The organism is Klebsiella sp. 10982 (assembly GCF_048589245.1).
Taxonomy (GTDB): domain Bacteria; phylum Pseudomonadota; class Gammaproteobacteria; order Enterobacterales; family Enterobacteriaceae; genus Klebsiella; species Klebsiella quasivariicola.
This window is the reverse complement of record NZ_JBMAXV010000006.1, coordinates 22,009-38,436: the sequence shown is the minus strand read 5'-3', so window position 1 is coordinate 38,436 and position 16,428 is coordinate 22,009. Positions and strand designations below refer to the sequence as shown.

Genomic DNA, 16,428 nt, shown 5'->3' with positions numbered 1-16,428 from the left:
GTAAGCTGTGGTGGGGTTTATGCGCGCGCCAGTCGTAAGCACCGGGGCGACGCGCGCGCAGAAAATCATTCATGAAAACAATTATTGCCGCCGCCCGGCAGCAGAATCAGACGTTAGCCGGGCTCCCGGGCGAACAGCGGGATCGGCAAGCGGCCCACCGTCATACAGAAAGGGAAGACACGCTGTGTATCCGCGCTTGCTCATCGTCGCGTAGCGTCAGCACCTCAAAACCGTTCGCGGTGACGGCTACGGTATGTTCCCACTGTGCCGACAGTTTTTTATCGCGGGTAACCACCGTCCAGCCATCTTTTTTGGTCTTGATGCGGCTGTCGCCCTGGTTGACCATCGGCTCGATAGTGAACACCATGCCTTCGCGCAACACGGCGCCTTCCCCGGGCCTGCCGTAATGCAGCACCTGCGGCTCCTCATGCATTTCCTGACCAACGCCGTGACCGCAGTATTCTCTGACCACGCTGTAGCCATGGTCCTCGACCCAGCGCTGGATAGCATGGCCAATGTCGCCCAGCGTCGCGCCAGGTTTCACCACCTCAATGCCTTTCCACATCGCTTCATAGGTGGTCTTTACCAGCCGGCGGGCCAGCGGGGAGACGTCGCCGATGAGGTACATCTTACTGGAGTCAGCGATCATGCCTGCTTTTTCCAGCGTAATGTCGACATTGACAATCATCCCCGAGCGCAGATGTTCGGTCGCTTTGGGGATCCCGTGGCACACCACATCGTTAACAGAGGTGTTTAACACATAGGGAAAATCATATTGTCCCTTGCTGGCCGGGCGGGCGTGCAGCTGGTTGACGATAAAATCTTCCACTCGATCGTTAATTGCCATCGTGGTGACGCCGGGCACGATAAAGGTATCCAGCATATCAAACACCGATGCCAGCAGCTGGCCGGCATGGCGCTGCCGCGCGAGTTCATCGGCAGTTTTAATGATTATTGATGGCATTGATCACCTCCAGCAGACGGTCAGAGCCGGATTTCAGCATCAGCAGTTTGATTTGCTGGTGGTTAAGCTCGGGGTAGAGTTCACTCATCATACCCAGACGGATCCAGTATTCCGCCTGGGCATTGACGGAGCGGGACATGGCTTTGCTGGCATCACGAATATCATCGTGCAGCAGATCGGAGATTTTGACGATTCCCATAGATATATACCGTAATGATTCGTATATACATCGTATACAATCCAGTGCGGTATGTCCTTGGCATTTTGTGGCGTGGATGGTGAGCACCATGTAAAAAAGCCCGACCAGCGGGCTTATATTCAGCATTTTTTCGGGTTAAACATTCGCGCTGTTCACCATGGCGAAAATTACCCATTAAATTATCGGTATGCAGAAAGAAAATAACATGATGGCAACGCATCAGTATATTTTATGCAGGTGTTAATTTTGCGTATTAATATTCTCCCGTCAGGCCGGGAATCCAGGGGATTTACAGCGCGTCGGTGAGTTTATCCACCACGACTTTACCACTGTTATCGAACTGCGTTATGCGAAAGCAGTCGCTCCAGGAGCGGCGGGTCGTAAAGCGGTCGAAAAGTGACACCCGGCCTTTACGCTGACCGTCTTTACTCAGAATAACCCATTCAGTGACTGCCGAATAATGCTGGTTATTGTCATGACGACTCTGTTGTTCAACAAGCTGGTCTTCTTTTTCCACTTTTAAATAATCACGCAACATATTTAACCTCCATAGAAAGTATTATTAACATTACTCCTTTTATTTATTCTTTCAATCAAACTTTTTAATCAATAAAAGTGACTATTAGTGGACGATTGAAGTGGCAAAAAGGCCGAGGCGATCACCTCAGCGGACAGGAGATTCCACTACGCTTTATCATGTATTCGCTGCACTGCCTGCGACTGCCGGGGCCGCAAAGAGGGCAACATAACGCGTTAACCTTGTATTCATCATGGGTGTTGTTCTGCTATATCTAGTGCGTTTTGCCACGACCGAGCCACAGAGAGCGCTGTAACATGAGTCACGATCACCTGACAGACATTGCCTATCGCCACTTTATTGAAAGTGTTAAAGATTATGCCATATATATCCTGAGCACCGACGGCGCGGTCATCAGCTGGAACGAAGGTGCCCGCCGGGCAAAGGGCTATCTGAGCGAAGAGATTATCGGTCGCTATTTTGGTCTCTTCTATAGCGAGGCCGAGCAGCGCTCCGGCGTGCCAGCGAAAAATCTGGAGGTTGCGGTCCGTACCGGACAGTTTGAGGGCGAAGGCTGGCGCTATCGCAAAGACGGCTCCCGCTTCTGGGCGCATGTGATGATCGATACTATCCACGATGAGCAAAATACCCTGCTGGGTTTTGCCAAAATTACCCGGGATATTAGTGAACAAAAGGCGATTAACGATCGCATTGCCTGGATGGCGCGATACGATGCGCTGACCGGGTTAACTAACCGCGTGGAATTCTTCGAGCGGGCGGAAAAGCTGATCACCAGTAATGATGCCCGCCGGTTTGCTGTTTTCACAGTCGACCTGGATAAGTTTAAAGAGATTAACGATCTGGAAGGCCATCTTATTGGCGATCAGCTGCTGCAGCGCGTGGCGGGCGCGGTGCTGAAAACGCTGCAGAAAGAGGAGGTGGTGGCGCGCTTTGGCGGCGATGAGTTTGTTGCGCTCAAGCCTTTCTAGGATGAGAGCGAAGTGGACGCCTTTGCCGCCCGCCTGTGGCACTGTTTTAGCGGCAAACAGACCTTTGCCGCAACGGAAGTGATCCTTTCCGCCAGCATTGGCATTTCGGTCTATCCGCTGGACGGAACGGACATTAACACCGTACTGAGTAATTCCGATCTGGCCATGTACCGGGCGAAAAGCAGTCTCGATACCAAAATATGCTGGTACGAACGTGAAATGGATGACAAAACGCGGCAGCGAAATATGATGGCCGCCGACATTCGCCGTGGAATTCACACCGGAGAGTTCTCGCTGCACTATCAGGCGATCCGCAATATTAAAGATCGGCGGATAACCGGTTACGAAGCGCTGTTGCGCTGGCAGCATCCGCAGCTGGGAGCGATCCCTCCGGAGGTGTTTATTCCGGTCGCCGAGGAGAGTGGCGCCATTGTGCCATTAGGCTACTGGGTACTGGAGCAGGTCTGTATCGAGTCACTGGATAATCGGCTGAACAAAAAAATCTCAGTTAATATCTCACCGGTACAGTTGCGTCACCGTAGCTTTATCGAAAAAGTGCGCGAGATCCTGATGCGAACCGCTTATCCGGTTAGCCTGCTGGAATTTGAAGTGACGGAGACGGCGTTCATCATCAATAAACAGCTGGCGTTCAGCGTGCTGCATCATCTGCAAAAAATGGGCATCAATATCGCGCTGGATGATTTCGGCACCGGCTACTCCTCCCTGAGCATGCTGCGCGATTTTCATTTCGACGTGATTAAACTCGACCGTAGCTTTATGCAGGATGTGGAGAGCAATCCTCAGGTTCGTTCTTTTGTGCGGGCGATAATTTCGCTGGGGAACTCTATCAATACCCCGCTTATCGCCGAAGGGGTGGAAACCGAGGGGCAACGGCAGATCCTCGAAGAAGAGGGATGCGACGAAATGCAGGGCTTTCTGTTCGGCGAGCCGGTCGATATTAACCATCTTCCGCAGCAGAATTAACGCGCCCGCCGTTGGCTGGTGGGCGCGGGATCGTTACTGATGCGCCAACGGAGGCTGCCCGGAGAGATGAAGCAGCGCGGAGCGCAACGAGACATCGAACATCTGCCCATGCGTCAGTCCAGGGTAGCGCCAGAACTGCACCGTCAGACCGTTACCGGCCAGCTGCCGCTGGGTCTGACGCAGTACGCCCAGGGAGGCTTCATGCCCGGAGGGCTCGGCGGCGGCTTTTCCATCGCCTTCCAGCAGATACAGTGACGTCCCGGTAAACGCGGTGCCATCAAGGGTCGCGGTGTCCTTCAGGGGAGAGGTCTGCGCCTGGCCAAGCGACGGGCTGGCAGAATAGTAGATCCTGAACAGGGAGTGGTTTCGCCACGCGTCGAGTACAAACAGTCCGCCGTAGGAGTGGCCCCAGAGAGCCCGCTGGCGCGGATCTATTTTCAGGTTAGCTTCCGCCTGGGGCACCATCGTTTCGGTCAGGAGCTGGCGAAAAATATAATTGCCACCGGTTTTCCGCGGCGGTGGCGCGGGTTTACCCGTGCGAGGTGTGAACGTCTTTAGCGGTGGGGTGTAATCCCAGGCCCGGGCGGCGGTGTCGAAAGGCAGCGCCGTCTGATAGCCGATCGCGACGATCACCGGCGGGGAGCCAGCGGAAAGCTGCTGCAAAAATGCGTCGCTGAGCTTATCCATCACCGCGTTACCGTCCAGCATATACAGCACCGGGTAACCGGCGGCAGGGGGCGCTTTATTGGGTACGGCTGTCCACACCCGGTAGTGGCGTGCACCATCGACAGAATCATACTGGCGTTGGGTAAAGTGGTAGAAAGCCGATCCTTTGTCCGCGATGTTCGGCCCCAGCGGCTGAAGATCTGGCCGGGCGCAGCTGCCGCTACTGTAGAAGAGTGCCCCAACCGCCAGCGTCAGCAGCCCGCTAGCCCGGCCTGTGGTGATGCTCCCTGAACTCTGCTTCACGTCGTCTGTTCCCCCTGTTTTTTATCTTCTGACATTTTGTCGGGCAGACACGTTAGCACAGCTTGATTGATAATGGTTCTCATTTCTTTTTGTGCGCGAACATTGAGGCTGAATGGCTGCGGTCGGGGGGCGCAAATGGTACAGATAAGAGAGCAGGCCGCCTGTCGGCGACCTGCTCAGAACGGTCAGGGGTCGCGGTGGAGGTTACGCAACAGCCTCTTTATCAGCGGGGCGATCGCGATAAAGAGCAGCGCAATAATCACGACCAGCAAAAGCGTCAGCCCTTTATGGTGGCTGATAAGCACCCACAGCATCGCCAGCGTCATTAGCAGATTCCTTGTATGTCCGCGTTAGCCGTCACTGAGGTGAATGAAATTCAACAAAATAGTCATCACCACCCAGGCCAGCAGCAAAAAGCGTCGTTTGTCATGACGTGATTCCAGCGCAGCGAAATAACTCGCGCTATACCAGGTTGATATAATAATAGCCAGCGTGATGATGGCCTGCCAGACCGCTTCGCTGTAGCCAGTGATGCGGCTTATCCCACGAAAGCAGAGTACAATCGCGATGCCATTAAGTGCGTTGCACATCAACCATCCCCACAAACTGGCAGGACGGCGAAAAAAATATCCAAGTCGTAAAACCAATGTCGTATACACCTTGCCAAAATAATCGCGCTGTAAAATGCAGTTTAAATGCCGAAAGGGTATTGATGTAAATCAAAATTAATGGGATGGCGAGATTATTCCTGGCGAGGCGCGTCAATAAACGCCTAAAGCAGAGAACGGCGAAAATGTAGGGATAATATCTATATCATTGTTTTATATGTGTAAAGTAGAGGTGTTACTGCGATAGTTGCTACACTCGTTATATTTATAAGTCATTTAAGATACGTTAATTTCCATTGTTATTATTGGGATTGACGTTATAACGGGGAAAATTAGGTGATTCGTAAGATCGTCTTCCTGCCAGGGGTAAGTAAAGAAGCCACCCGGGACAACGGCCCCGGGCGGAAAGGCACTTAATGGGGCAGGGCGTTATGCTGCAGAATTTTCAGGAAGTCATTTTTGTCTGAAATTAACGACAGTGCGTTAGCGATTAGCTCATCGCTAAATATCGAGGCAATTTCTTTGAGCACATCAATATGCTCTTTCTCTTTCGCGATCACGCCGATGGCAATAAACATCACATTGCTGCGATCCCAGATAACCCCATCAGGAAACTGATAGATCTCAATCCCGGTTTTGAGGATGATATCCGTCGCGGATTTCGGCAAGTGTGGCAGGGTGATGCCATTGCCCAAAAAGGTCGAGACCTGATGCTCGCGCTCCATCAGAAAGTGAACGCACTCCTGATTGACATAGCCTTTGGCTTTAAACTCCGCGCCAATCATGGCGATGACTTCCGCTTTGTTACTGGCCTTGCAGCCGATGTGCAGATTATCCAGCGTGATGTTATCGATCATAACCAACCTCCCTGGTGAGACGAGTGGATTTTTTACCCTCATGATTCGCTGACAGCTCCGCTTCTAACTGCTCAAGCGACTTATTGGAGGTCTCGGGCAGGGCGAAGACCACGAAAAGAATGGCTAAATAGTTGATGGCCGCGAAGATGAAGAAGACTGGCCCAAGGCCCAGTTTCGCCTGCAGCAGCGGGAACAGATAGCTGACCACCGCGTTCATGATCCACATGAAAAATACCGAGATACCCATCGACAGACCGCGGAATTTTAGCGGGAACAGCTCGGCTAAGACCACCCAGGTAATAAAGCCCATCGAGCCCTGCATCACACCGACGAACAGCGCGCCCAGCAGCCAGATGACGGTGGCTTTCAGATCGCCCACCAGGGTGTAGTCGACAGTGGCGATAATCAGGTGCAGCGTGGCCATAATGGCAAAGCCGTAGATAATGATCGTCTTACGTTTGAAACGGTCGACAAGGAACAGCACGCCAATCAGCATACCGCCCACAGAGAAAACACCGTTCAGCACGTTGCAGATCAGCGAGGTTCGTTCGGAGAAACCGGCGGCACTCAGAATTTCCGTACCGTAATACATAATGACGTTAACGCCGGTGGTTTGCTGCAGGGCGGCCCAGGTAATACCGACCAGCAAAATTTTGAGGATCCAGGGCGTTTTGAGGATCGTGGCAAAGGTGCCCTGGGCGCTGTTCTTATTGCCAGCTTCAATTTTGATTAAGGTAGAGATGTCGTCGTACTCTTTCTGCGCGCGTTCCGCCGGGCGGATCTGTTTGAGAATATGCAGCGCTTCATCATGACGATTTTTGCTAATCAGCCAGCGCGGGCTTTCCGGCGCGCGCCACATGCCCACGAAAAGACAGATGGCCGGGATGGCCTGGACCAGCAGCATATAGCGCCAGACGTCCGGCAGATGGCCCCAGATGATGCCGATGATCGCGTTGATGGCAAACGCCGCCAGCTGGCCAATGACGATGGCGACTTCATTCAGGCCGGTGAGTTTGCCACGCATCTCGGTGGGCGCCACTTCAGAAATGAAGGTCGGAGCGGTAACCGAGGCGCCGCCGACGGCGTAGCCCAGCAGGGCGCGGGCAATCAGCAAAGTCGTGATATCGGGGGCAGCGGCGGAGAGCAACGCACCGATGAGAAAAATAAAGGAGAGAAACAGTAAGTATTTTCGCCGGCCGAAGAAGTCGGCAAACTTGCCGCCAAAGACGCTGCCCAGCGCGGCGCCGACCAGCAGAACGCTCATGACCAGCCCCTCGGTGGTCGGGGTCAGCGCCATGTACTGCTTCAGTGAGGAAAAGGCGCCGTTAATCACGCCGGTGTCGTAACCGAAAAGCAGGCCGCCGAAGGTGGCCACTAAGGTAATCTGATGAAGTCGTTTTCTCTGTTGCTGGTTCAGGTTTGTTATAAATGACATGGTAGTCCCTTTATTTTGTTGAACGACACAAGATAAAAATACATCTCTCCAGTCAGGATTTATCACGCCTGTGTTGTCGTAACTAACTGAATTAAATGCTTTTATTCTTTGTGTAATTGCTCGGCACAAGGCAGGGTACGCTAAGCAATGGCGGTCAAAGAGGTTTACGGCTTGGTGTTGACATAGATGTAGTCGATATCCGTTCTCCTTTTGGGTTAGCGATCTTCAGTGCGTCGGTCGCGCCGACATTTGCCGATGAACAGCGCTCTGGTTTAGTACGTTGCTGTCGCTCCGGCGATTTACCGTGGTAAGAATATGGCACAAAGAAATGGAATGAACATGCAACAAGATCACATTATGAAAATTTAATTTCAAATCGGTGTTGCAGAATGGTAAAGGCATGAAGCCAATCACAAAGGCTGCAGGGGATATATCCCCATGAAAAGCAGGTTAATTTTACAGCATGGTAATAATGATGTTGTTTTCAGTGGGTTAATGTAAACCGAAGAATACAACGCAGATCACATTTTTACGCCATAATACCGAAGAATAGAATTTATATTTCATTTCTGTGATCAGGGTAAACCGAGGATGACGGCCTTCTGACAACGGTCTGGGGGAATGTGAGCGGTTCGCTGCACCCATGAAGGGGGTTATGAGATGAATGTGTGGCTGGCGGGAACGTCAGGTAAAAATGCAGAGAGGGGAGTCTCTGCATCTTACCCATCACGGAAAAGATCAGTGCAGTGCGGGCCAGTAGCCTTCGTTGGCGACGATCAGTTCATCGAGGATGGCTTTCGCCACCGCGGCGCTGGGCACCGTTTTTGACAGGGTGATGGCCTGCCACAGTTTCTGGTAACTGCCCTCAATCCAGGCATCAACCACCAGCTTCTCGACCGCCACCTGCTGCTCCATCAATCCTTTCTGGAACGACGGGATTTTCCCCATCGCCAGCGGTTCCGGGCCGTTGACGCCCACCAGACAGGGAACTTCCACCATCGCCGTCTCATCAAAGTTGGCGATGGCTCCGTTGTTCTCGACGATCAGCAGCATCCGCTCCTGGGTGTTAAAGGCGATGGCGCAGGCGAGGTCGACAATAAAAGTGGCATGGGCCCCGGCATGGAAATGCGCGCCTTCCGCAGTACCGCGACGGGTGATCTCCCGGGCCATATCAAACACCTCTTTTTCACGCCCGGCCATGACCTCGTTGGCCCGGGTAAAGTCTGGATCGGCGTGCGCCACCTCATAGTCCGGGTAGAGATAGTATTTCAGATAGGTGTTAGGCAGCGTCGACGGATCGAGGGCAAACACATCCTTCACCTTTTTAAACGTCTCGATCCAGCTCGGCGCCTTATGCTGAAAGTCTTCCTTTGGGCTGCTGTATCCCTGCTCCGCCACGTGACGTTTCAGCGCCGGCATCAAATCGTTACCGGCTTTATCGGTGATGCTGGTCCACCAGCCGAAGTGGTTCAGGCCGTAGTATCGGACGTTCAGCGCCTTACGCGATGGCAGGCCGAGGATGTCGGCAAACAGCCCCTCGATGGCCACCGGCATATCGCAGATGTTGATGATGCGCGCGTCGGGCCGCAGACGACGGGTCGCTTCCGCGACGATAGCCGCCGGGTTGGAGTAGTTGAGCATCCAGGCCCCTGGCGCGTACTGCTGCATATAATCGACCAGCTCCAGCACCCCGGCAATGGAGCGCATACCGTAGGCAATCCCACCCGGGCCACAGGTCTCCTGACCCGGCACGCCATATTTCAGTGGGATCTTTTCATCCTTTTCCCGCATCTCATACAGGCCAACGCGAATATGCGCCATCACGAAATCCACGCCGGTAAAGGCCGCCTGCGGATCGGTGGTATAGCTGAACTTCACCTGCGGGAAGCGTTCTGCCACCAGAATGGCGCAGGCGTCGCCGATGGTCTTCTGACGCTGGTGATGGTTGTCGTACAGACGGATCTCCCGCAGGGGAAAGCGTGACATATTTTCCAGTAACATCATCACAATCCCTGGGGTATAAGTACTGCCGCCGCCGGCAATCGTGACCACAAAATTATCTTTCATTTACCACCTCGTTATTCAGTAACACCCAGACTGGCGTTGACCGCCGTTCGAATTTTGTTGACCCCCAGGCCATAGATCACCTGGACATGGTTTCCTTTGATCAGCACGTTGCTCCCGCCGCTCTCTTTCAACAGCGTCTGCTGGATAAGGGCGGGGTCCCGCACATCAACCCGCAGACGGGTAAAACAGTTTTCCACCGCACAGACATTCTCTTTACCGCCCAGCCCGGCAATCACCAGCGCGCCTTTATCCCGATGCTCGCGATTAGCCTGTTGCGAATGTTCATCGTCGGCTGCGGTTTCGCGCCCCGGGGTGAGCAGCCGCAGACGGGTAATACAGAAGGTGCCGACCAGGTACATGGTCGCGGTTTCCAGCAGGCCGAGGGCGACAAACAGCGGCCAGCGCGTCACGCTGGCGCCTGCCGGGAGGTTATATACGACGAAATCGATAAGGCCGTTGGTGGCGCAGACCCTGACATGAAGCAGCCAGGCCAGCATCTGGAAAAAACCGTCCAGCAGGGAGTAGATAAGCCACAGCAGCGGGGCGGTGAAGATAAAGAGAAATTCAAAAGGTTCGGTGATCCCCACCAGGACGGAGGTAACAATCAAGGGGATCAGCGTGACTTTCAGCCGCTGCTTATTCTCCGGTTTCGTTGTGCGGTAGAAGGCGAGCGCCATACCGGCGGTGCCGAAAATCTTCACCATGCCATAGGTGAGAAAACGGGCGGAATCACTCAGCGCGCCAATGGGATGGCGGGCGATTTCGGCAAGAAAAATGGGCTTGGCACCCATTACCGTCTGACCATCAACCAGCAACTGACCGCCGATAGAAGTAAACACAAACGGCGACCAGATCAGATGATGCAGCCCGGTCGGGATCAGGAACCGGTTGAGAAAGCCGTACAGGAAGACCCCGATGGCGCCAAAGGATTTCATAAAGCCGGTCAACGCTGAGATGCCCAGCTCCACCATCGGCCAGAGATAGACGGTGGCGATAGCAAACAGGCCAACCAGCGGCAGCATCACGATCAGCACCAGCTTGCTGTTGCCGTAGATCGACAGCGCGCCGCGAAACTCAATACCGACCACACGATTGTGGACAAAGGCGACGGCGCAGCCGAGGATGATACCGAGGAACACGCCCATATCGATAACCTGAAAACCGAAGATAAAGGTTTGTCCGCTGCCGTACAGTTGCGCGTTAGTGGCCCCGGTCGCCAGGCGATGGGTCAGGGTCAGCCAGCTGTTGTTCGCCGCCAGGTAGATAAGCCAGGTCATCGCCGCCACGAAGGTCGCTTCAGCCTTGCGGGTTTTCGCGAGGCCGCTGGCCAGCCCCAGGCAGAACAGAAACCCGAGATGGTTCATCAGCGCCCAGAGCATGCTGGAGACGAATTTCCCCACCAGGTAGATCCCGCTGCTTTCATCCACCCACAGTCGGTTGGTTGTCATGCTGAACAGGGCGATCAACAGGCCGATAGCTGGCAGATACAGCACCGGCCCGATCATCGCCTTGGAAAAGTCCTGAAGCTTTTTCACCCCAATCATGGTTGTCCTCTTGTCCTCGCAGACCTGCTGAATAGGCTTATCAGACTAGGAGCTGACCATCGGTATCCCGAGCAGGAAAAGGGCCAACTGTGACGAAAGTCATATATATTGTTACTGGACAGATATATAAATATGGCGTGATTTATAGATGAGTTAGGGTTGGATTTTTCGCCGTAAAATAAAAATAATCCTTTATTTACATTTGGTTGATCAGAATTCCATTTGCCAGAAACTACGCCATCGAGACATCTAAAAGTGATTTATAAAAAGATTGCCACTGAACTGAAGGCCCGCATCAACAGCGATGACTATGCCGTGGGCGATATGCTGCCCAGCGAAAAAGCGCTCGCTGCGGAGCTGCAGGTCTCGGTGATGACGCTGCGCAAAGCGCTGGCGCTACTGGAGGAGGAAAAACTGATTGCGCGGCGTCACGGTAGCGGAACCTGCATTGTGCGTAAAAGCAACTATCATGGCGGAGAACTGGAGGGGTTTAACTACCAGATGCAGGTGGTCGGCGTCACCAACTACCGTAACAAAGTCATTGAATTTACGCTGCTTGATGCCCCTCCGGCCATTGCCCAGCAGTTAAAGATCCAGCCGGGGGAGAAAGTGTATTACGTCCGACGGCTGCGGCTAATCGATGAGGTGCCGATCCTGGTGGAAAACAGCTATATCCCATTCGCCACCTTTCCCTGGCTCAGCGTGGGTAACCTCGAGCAGTCTAAGTTCAACTATTTCAAAAAAGAGTGCCATATCACCATTATCGAGAGCCACCGCAGCTATACCCCGGTGTTGGCGACCCGCGAGCAGGCGGAGCTGCTGCAGGTGGCGCCAAACAGCCTCCTGCTGCGGGTGCAGTCGATCAGTTACGCCCAGAACCGGGCGATCGTCGATTTCTCCGACATTTACCAGAACACCAGTAAATACAATGTGAAACACATTACCCGCCGCTAGTGGATTCAGGCCAGCCATCCCCGACAGATCAGCTCCACTCCCAGCGCCAGCAGGAACAGCAGAAAGCCCTGACGAAAGCGTTGCGGGCTGAGACGGGTGCGGATCCGTTGTCCCAGCCACATGCCGAGCAGCGCCGGTAACAGCGCCAGTGCCGACAATAGCCCTGCATCATCATGCCAGCCATCGTGCAGGGCGAGGCCAGCCGCCATCGCCAGGGTGGAGAGGGTGAACGACAACCCCAGGGCCTGCACCAGCTCGTCGCGGCGAAAGCCCAGCGCCTGCAGCCAGGGAACGGCCGGAATGACGAATACCCCGGTCGCGCCGGTGATCACGCCGGTCAGCCCACCGACGATCGGCGACAGCCACTTCTCCACGCGGGCGGAAACCTGAAACACCGGACCGCAGAGCGCATAAGCGGCATAGACTATCAATGCGGCGCCAAGCGCCAGCGCTGACCACCGGGGATTGAGGTCGATCAGCAGTGAGGACCCCGCCAGCGTGCCAATAAGAATCCCGGTCATCATAAGCCAGAGGCGGCGCACAATCTGCGCCAGCGCCGGGCCGGCCAGTAACTGCCAGAGATTAGTGAGCAGCGAGGGGAGCACCAGCAGCGCTGCGGCGGCCTGCGGCGGCATCAGCAGGCCAAGCAGGCCCATCGCCACCGTGGGCAATCCCATGCCGGTCACCCCTTTGACCAGCCCGGCGGCAATAAAGATCAACAGGAAAGAGATCGTGTGTAAATCGAACATTATGGCTGACTTTTCAGGGTAGAAAGGGGCATTGAAACAGCTGGTCGCAGGGGCAACAATGCGGTATGTTGGCCAAAGACTACGGAAAAACCGAAGGGTAAGGAGAGCGAGATGCGACTGGATCTGGCGGATCTGCGGTTGTTTATCGCCATCGTGGATACCGGCAGTATTACCGGTGGGGCAGCCATGGCCCATCTGGCCCTGGCCTCCGCCAGCGAAAGAGTGCGCAAGCTGGAAGCAGAGGTCGGTGTTCCCCTGTTGCAGCGTCATGCCCGCGGGGTGACGATGACGGAGGCCGGGGAGGTACTGGCGCGCCATGCCCGCCCGCTTCTTGAACAGCACCAGCGTCTGCGCCAGGCGATGCACGCCTTCGCCCGCGGTCAGCAGGGGACGCTGCGCCTGTTCGCCAACACCTCAGCGCTGTCGGCTTTTCTGCCGGGCAAGCTCGCCGCCTGGATGGCAGCGCATCCGGCGGTGCAGGTCGACACCGAAGAGCGCACCAGCGCGGATATCGTCAGCAGCATTCTGACGGGTGTGGCGCAGGCTGGAGTGGTGTCCGATGCGGTCGACCCCGGGCCGCTGCATCTGGATCCTGTCGCCGATGATCCCCTGGTGCTGATTGTGCCGCCGACTCACCCTCTGGCCGGCGCGAATGAAGTGGCGTTTGCGGCGGTCATCAACGAGCCGCTGGTCGCCCTCTACCAGACCAGCGCACTGCAGCAGCATATTGAACAACATGCCGCCGGGCTCGGCCAGGCGCTAAACGTCCGGGTCCGGATGAGCCATTTTGAAGGGCTTTGCGAGATGGTGGCTCACGGCGCCGGCGGGGCGATCCTGCCCCGCGTCATTGCCGAACGCTACCAGCAGCGCTACCGGTTTGCCGTCATCGCGCTGCAGGATCGCTGGGCACAGCGCCGCCTGTGTCTGTGTTATCAGGATGATGCCCGGCTGACGCCAGCGATGCGCCGTTTGCTGGCGTGGCTCCGACAGCCGTGAGACCATGAGTGACGGCGTCACTTTTTATGGCGGTTATTGCTACTGACATCCGTGTCAGAGATGCGATAGTAGACGTCCGACATTTATTAACACGCGAATCAGGACAGACAAGATGAGTACATTACCAAAGGTCGCGGTGCTGGGACTCGGCGCCATGGGACATGCTTTTGCCAGTAACCTGCTGAAAAACGGCTTTACCGTAGCCGGCTGGAACCGTTCGCCAGCACGCGGCGAAGATTTACAGGCGCAGGGATTATCCCTGCATACCACGCCGCAGCAGGCGGTCGCTGATGCCGAGGTAATCATCAGTATGCTCGCCGACGGTCAGGCTACCCTCGAGGTACTGGCGCAAATAGCGCCTGCCTGTCAGCCGCAGGCGATCTATTGCCAGATGGGCACCATCGGCCTGCCGGAGACGCAGCAGGCCATCGCGTTGTTGCGGGAACGTCAGCCGGAGATGACCTATATCGATGCCCCGGTGTCGGGGACCAAAGCCCCGGCGGAGAAGGCGCAGATCCTGGTGCTCGCCAGCGGAGATCGTGAAAAGGGCGCCGCCGTCGAGCCGGTGTTCGCGGCCATCTCCCGCGGGACGCAGTGGTTTGGCGAGGCCGGCAACAGCCAGAAAATGAAGCTGGTCCTCAATGCCTGGCTGATTTCGATGATGCAGGGCATCGCGGAAAGCGCCCAGCTGGCGAAGACGCTGGGCTTTACCCCCGACCAGCTCTGGAGCGCTCTGGAAGGCGGCCCGCTGGCCGCACCGTATGTCAAAGTGAAACTGGATGCCATCGCCAGCGAGCAATTCGCGCCGCAGATGCAACTGGCGCATGCGCTGAAAGATGCCCGGCTGGCGCTCTCCCTGGCCGAGCCGCACACCATGCCGGGGCTGGATAACATTGCCGAACTGTGGCAGCAGGCGGCGGACGCGGGATATGCCGGCCAGGATTTGTCAGCGGTATATCAGTGGCTGTCGACGTCGGCGAAAGCGTAGTACCGCATCCTCAGGAAAAAGTGGCCGTGGTGGCCACTTATCCAGAGAAGAGCTATTTCCCGGAGAGAGCCGGGCGAGTGTCGATCCCTTCGTCAATGCGCTTGATCATATAGGGAAAGAACGGATTGGAAGACTGACGCATCAGCGAGTCCAGACCCACAACCAGCACCGAACGCTCGCCGCGAGCAGCAAACGTGCCGAGGCTGATCCCATATTGATTCAGCGGATGGGGATAGCGCCCGTACAGCGAATCGCTTAACGGGAAAGGGAGCGCGACATGAGAAAGGGAGTATACGTCCGGCAGATAGCGCATTCCCTGCAGCTTTTCCACTGTGGTGTCTGTTTTCCCGGCAGATGTTGTGCGGATTTCCATATCGGTACTGGCTGAATTCGCGTTAGTGATGATCGTGGTCTGATAAGCGCGTGGCGGCGCGGGCAGCAACCGCGCCAGCGCGGTGTAAGACGTCCGGCGTAATAATGAATTAAACCTGACGGCATGATTCAAATCGAAGAGGACAATTTCACTGCCATTTTCCGGCAAACGGTTATACAGCGCCGTCACGATTGCCCGCGTACTGACCGTTGAATCCACAACGGACTGAAAGGTCAATACCGGCGGTAAGCTGTTAAGTCTGTGATTTCTCGAGTCAGTCACTATCTGCTTTTGCAGCGCTTTGGTCAGCAGGAAGGACTGCCGGGCGGCGTTCGTCGGGAAGGAGTTATATTTGAACGGATTAAACTCGGGCATGATGTTTAACCATGCGGCTTTCGAGAAGGCGGGAAGAAACGCGGGCCAGCCAGCGAGGCCGGAAAAACGCGCGAAGCTGGTAATACCGATCATCGGAGAAATCAGGATCACCCGCTGGGGTTTTGCCAGTTCGGCATTATCCAGCGCGTCCAGCGAATATTTCATTGCCAGCGCGCCGCCGTTGGAAAATCCGACGATATGCAGGGGCACATCATTACCCGTCAGTCGTTTCGCTTCTCTCACCGCAAGGCGCGTGGCGGCAAGCCAGTCCTGCCAGTCCACATCGGTCAGCCCGGCGGGAACCGTCCCATGGTCCGGTAATCTGATACCGATGGCGACATACCCCTGTTGCCGGTAATTTTCAGCGATATGCCGCAGGCTGTAGGGGGTATGTGTCAGACCATGCAGCAACACCACGGCGCCTTTCGGTTTGCCATCCGGCATCATGATATATGACCGATTCCAGTTGGTTGGAAACGAGTCCGGATAGATGGGGCTGTGACTATAGTAACGATTCAGTTCGGTTTGCTGCTCAGCGTCCAGCTTATCGGTAACCTGGCGTTTTACCTCACTGAAGAGCGCATTCTCTTTGTTGATGTAATCGTTCCAGTCAGCATTGTCGATTTCCTCCGCGTCCATCTCATGCGGAACCCAGGTATGCCAGAGCTGCAGCTCGGGTCCGCGCTGAATGTCATAAAGGCGTAGTCCCAGAGCGCCAACGATCAACAGCAGCAGGGACAACACGATACGTTTTAACCAGGTTACCCATTTCAACGCGTAGCTTCCTTTCTTAATGACATGTTTTCTGAGTATAAATAAACATGGTCAGGGAGATTTACTTTTTATTAGGTTTCCTGTTA

The 16,428-nt window shown here is 55.2% G+C and carries 15 protein-coding genes and 1 pseudogene; 4 read left to right on the top strand and 12 right to left on the bottom strand.

Annotated elements, in window-relative coordinates; all coding sequences use genetic code 11:
• Positions 1–160: 160 nt before the first annotated feature.
• From map to ACKLKD_RS07065, 3 genes are all read right to left on the bottom strand, one after another.
• Positions 161–964, bottom strand: a complete 804-nt coding sequence (map, locus tag ACKLKD_RS07075; RefSeq protein ID WP_025713153.1) for a type I methionyl aminopeptidase — start codon at positions 962–964, stop codon at positions 161–163.
• Positions 945–1,163: a ParD-like family protein gene (locus ACKLKD_RS07070; protein WP_002904808.1), complete on the bottom strand. Its 219-nt coding sequence runs from the start codon at positions 1,161–1,163 to the stop codon at positions 945–947. Before ACKLKD_RS07070 ends, map begins: the two co-directional genes overlap by 20 nt.
• A gap of 289 nt (positions 1,164–1,452) precedes the next feature.
• Entirely contained in the window at positions 1,453–1,701 is a 249-nt protein-coding gene (locus ACKLKD_RS07065) for a hypothetical protein (RefSeq protein ID WP_025713152.1), read from the bottom strand.
• Between the two features lie 296 nt (positions 1,702–1,997).
• On the opposite strand from ACKLKD_RS07065, the pseudogene ACKLKD_RS07060 reads away from it, so the two are divergent.
• A pseudogene (locus tag ACKLKD_RS07060) lies at positions 1,998–3,653 on the top strand (putative bifunctional diguanylate cyclase/phosphodiesterase).
• Between the two features lie 33 nt (positions 3,654–3,686).
• On the opposite strand, the gene ACKLKD_RS07055 reads toward ACKLKD_RS07060, so the two are convergent.
• From ACKLKD_RS07055 to ACKLKD_RS07025, 7 genes are all read right to left on the bottom strand, one after another.
• Positions 3,687–4,622 carry an alpha/beta hydrolase gene (locus ACKLKD_RS07055; protein ID WP_087805637.1) on the bottom strand — a complete coding sequence of 312 codons (936 nt, stop codon included), beginning with the start codon at positions 4,620–4,622 and terminating at the stop codon, positions 3,687–3,689.
• Positions 4,623–4,807: 185 nt separating this feature from the next.
• Positions 4,808–4,948, bottom strand: coding sequence for a hypothetical protein (locus tag ACKLKD_RS07050; RefSeq protein ID WP_042929501.1), 141 nt, complete (start codon positions 4,946–4,948; stop codon positions 4,808–4,810).
• Positions 4,949–4,972: 24 nt separating this feature from the next.
• Complete coding sequence (locus tag ACKLKD_RS07045) at positions 4,973–5,212, bottom strand: hypothetical protein (RefSeq protein ID WP_080897372.1); 240 nt, start codon at positions 5,210–5,212, stop codon at positions 4,973–4,975.
• 431 nt (positions 5,213–5,643) lie between these two features.
• On the bottom strand, positions 5,644–6,087 hold the full coding sequence (locus ACKLKD_RS07040) for a PTS sugar transporter subunit IIA (protein WP_080897371.1): 444 nt from the start codon (positions 6,085–6,087) through the stop codon (positions 5,644–5,646).
• Positions 6,077–7,522 (bottom strand): sugar porter family MFS transporter, encoded by a 1,446-nt coding sequence (locus ACKLKD_RS07035; RefSeq protein WP_025713233.1) that lies wholly within the window; start codon positions 7,520–7,522, stop codon positions 6,077–6,079. The genes ACKLKD_RS07040 and ACKLKD_RS07035 overlap by 11 nt, the downstream gene beginning before the upstream one ends.
• Positions 7,523–8,260: 738 nt before the next feature.
• Positions 8,261–9,589, bottom strand: a complete 1,329-nt coding sequence (locus tag ACKLKD_RS07030) for a 6-phospho-alpha-glucosidase (RefSeq protein WP_025713234.1) — start codon at positions 9,587–9,589, stop codon at positions 8,261–8,263.
• An 11-nt stretch (positions 9,590–9,600) separates the two neighbouring features.
• Positions 9,601–11,133, bottom strand: a complete 1,533-nt coding sequence (locus ACKLKD_RS07025) for a PTS transporter subunit EIIC (RefSeq protein ID WP_087805639.1) — start codon at positions 11,131–11,133, stop codon at positions 9,601–9,603.
• A 255-nt stretch (positions 11,134–11,388) separates the two neighbouring features.
• Here ACKLKD_RS07025 and ACKLKD_RS07020 point away from each other — a divergent pair, with 255 nt between their 5' ends.
• Positions 11,389–12,087, top strand: a complete 699-nt coding sequence (locus ACKLKD_RS07020) for a GntR family transcriptional regulator (protein ID WP_025713236.1) — start codon at positions 11,389–11,391, stop codon at positions 12,085–12,087.
• A gap of 5 nt (positions 12,088–12,092) precedes the next feature.
• On the opposite strand, the gene ACKLKD_RS07015 is transcribed toward ACKLKD_RS07020, so the two are convergent.
• Positions 12,093–12,836: a sulfite exporter TauE/SafE family protein gene (locus tag ACKLKD_RS07015; RefSeq protein WP_025713237.1), complete on the bottom strand. Its 744-nt coding sequence runs from the start codon at positions 12,834–12,836 to the stop codon at positions 12,093–12,095.
• Positions 12,837–12,947: 111 nt separating this feature from the next.
• On the opposite strand from ACKLKD_RS07015, the gene ACKLKD_RS07010 reads away from it, so the two are divergent.
• The gene (locus ACKLKD_RS07010; protein WP_087805641.1) at positions 12,948–13,832 is read left to right on the top strand and encodes a LysR family transcriptional regulator; all 885 of its coding nucleotides are present in this window, start codon (positions 12,948–12,950) and stop codon (positions 13,830–13,832) included.
• A gap of 112 nt (positions 13,833–13,944) precedes the next feature.
• Positions 13,945–14,820, top strand: coding sequence for an NAD(P)-dependent oxidoreductase (locus tag ACKLKD_RS07005; protein WP_087805643.1), 876 nt, complete (start codon positions 13,945–13,947; stop codon positions 14,818–14,820).
• A gap of 52 nt (positions 14,821–14,872) precedes the next feature.
• On the opposite strand, the gene ACKLKD_RS07000 is transcribed toward ACKLKD_RS07005, so the two are convergent.
• Positions 14,873–16,342 carry an alpha/beta hydrolase gene (locus ACKLKD_RS07000; RefSeq protein ID WP_087805645.1) on the bottom strand — a complete coding sequence of 490 codons (1,470 nt, stop codon included), beginning with the start codon at positions 16,340–16,342 and terminating at the stop codon, positions 14,873–14,875.
• Positions 16,343–16,428 lie beyond the last annotated feature (86 nt).

Excerpts from the sequence above, each read along its gene's own strand:
- ACKLKD_RS07015 (WP_025713237.1), bottom strand. The coding sequence starts at position 12,836 with ATGTTCGATTTACACACGATCTCTTTCCTGTTGATCTTTATTGCCGCC.
- ACKLKD_RS07045 (WP_080897372.1), bottom strand. The coding sequence starts at position 5,212 with ATGTGCAACGCACTTAATGGCATCGCGATTGTACTCTGCTTTCGTGGG.
- map (WP_025713153.1), bottom strand. The coding sequence starts at position 964 with ATGCCATCAATAATCATTAAAACTGCCGATGAACTCGCGCGGCAGCGC.
- ACKLKD_RS07040 (WP_080897371.1), bottom strand. The coding sequence starts at position 6,087 with ATGATCGATAACATCACGCTGGATAATCTGCACATCGGCTGCAAGGCC.
- ACKLKD_RS07005 (WP_087805643.1), top strand. The coding sequence starts at position 13,945 with ATGAGTACATTACCAAAGGTCGCGGTGCTGGGACTCGGCGCCATGGGA.
- ACKLKD_RS07070 (WP_002904808.1), bottom strand. The coding sequence starts at position 1,163 with ATGGGAATCGTCAAAATCTCCGATCTGCTGCACGATGATATTCGTGAT.
- ACKLKD_RS07050 (WP_042929501.1), bottom strand. The coding sequence starts at position 4,948 with ATGACGCTGGCGATGCTGTGGGTGCTTATCAGCCACCATAAAGGGCTG.
- ACKLKD_RS07010 (WP_087805641.1), top strand. The coding sequence starts at position 12,948 with ATGCGACTGGATCTGGCGGATCTGCGGTTGTTTATCGCCATCGTGGAT.
- ACKLKD_RS07065 (WP_025713152.1), bottom strand. The coding sequence starts at position 1,701 with ATGTTGCGTGATTATTTAAAAGTGGAAAAAGAAGACCAGCTTGTTGAA.
- ACKLKD_RS07035 (WP_025713233.1), bottom strand. The coding sequence starts at position 7,522 with ATGTCATTTATAACAAACCTGAACCAGCAACAGAGAAAACGACTTCAT.
- ACKLKD_RS07025 (WP_087805639.1), bottom strand. The coding sequence starts at position 11,133 with ATGATTGGGGTGAAAAAGCTTCAGGACTTTTCCAAGGCGATGATCGGG.
- ACKLKD_RS07030 (WP_025713234.1), bottom strand. The coding sequence starts at position 9,589 with ATGAAAGATAATTTTGTGGTCACGATTGCCGGCGGCGGCAGTACTTAT.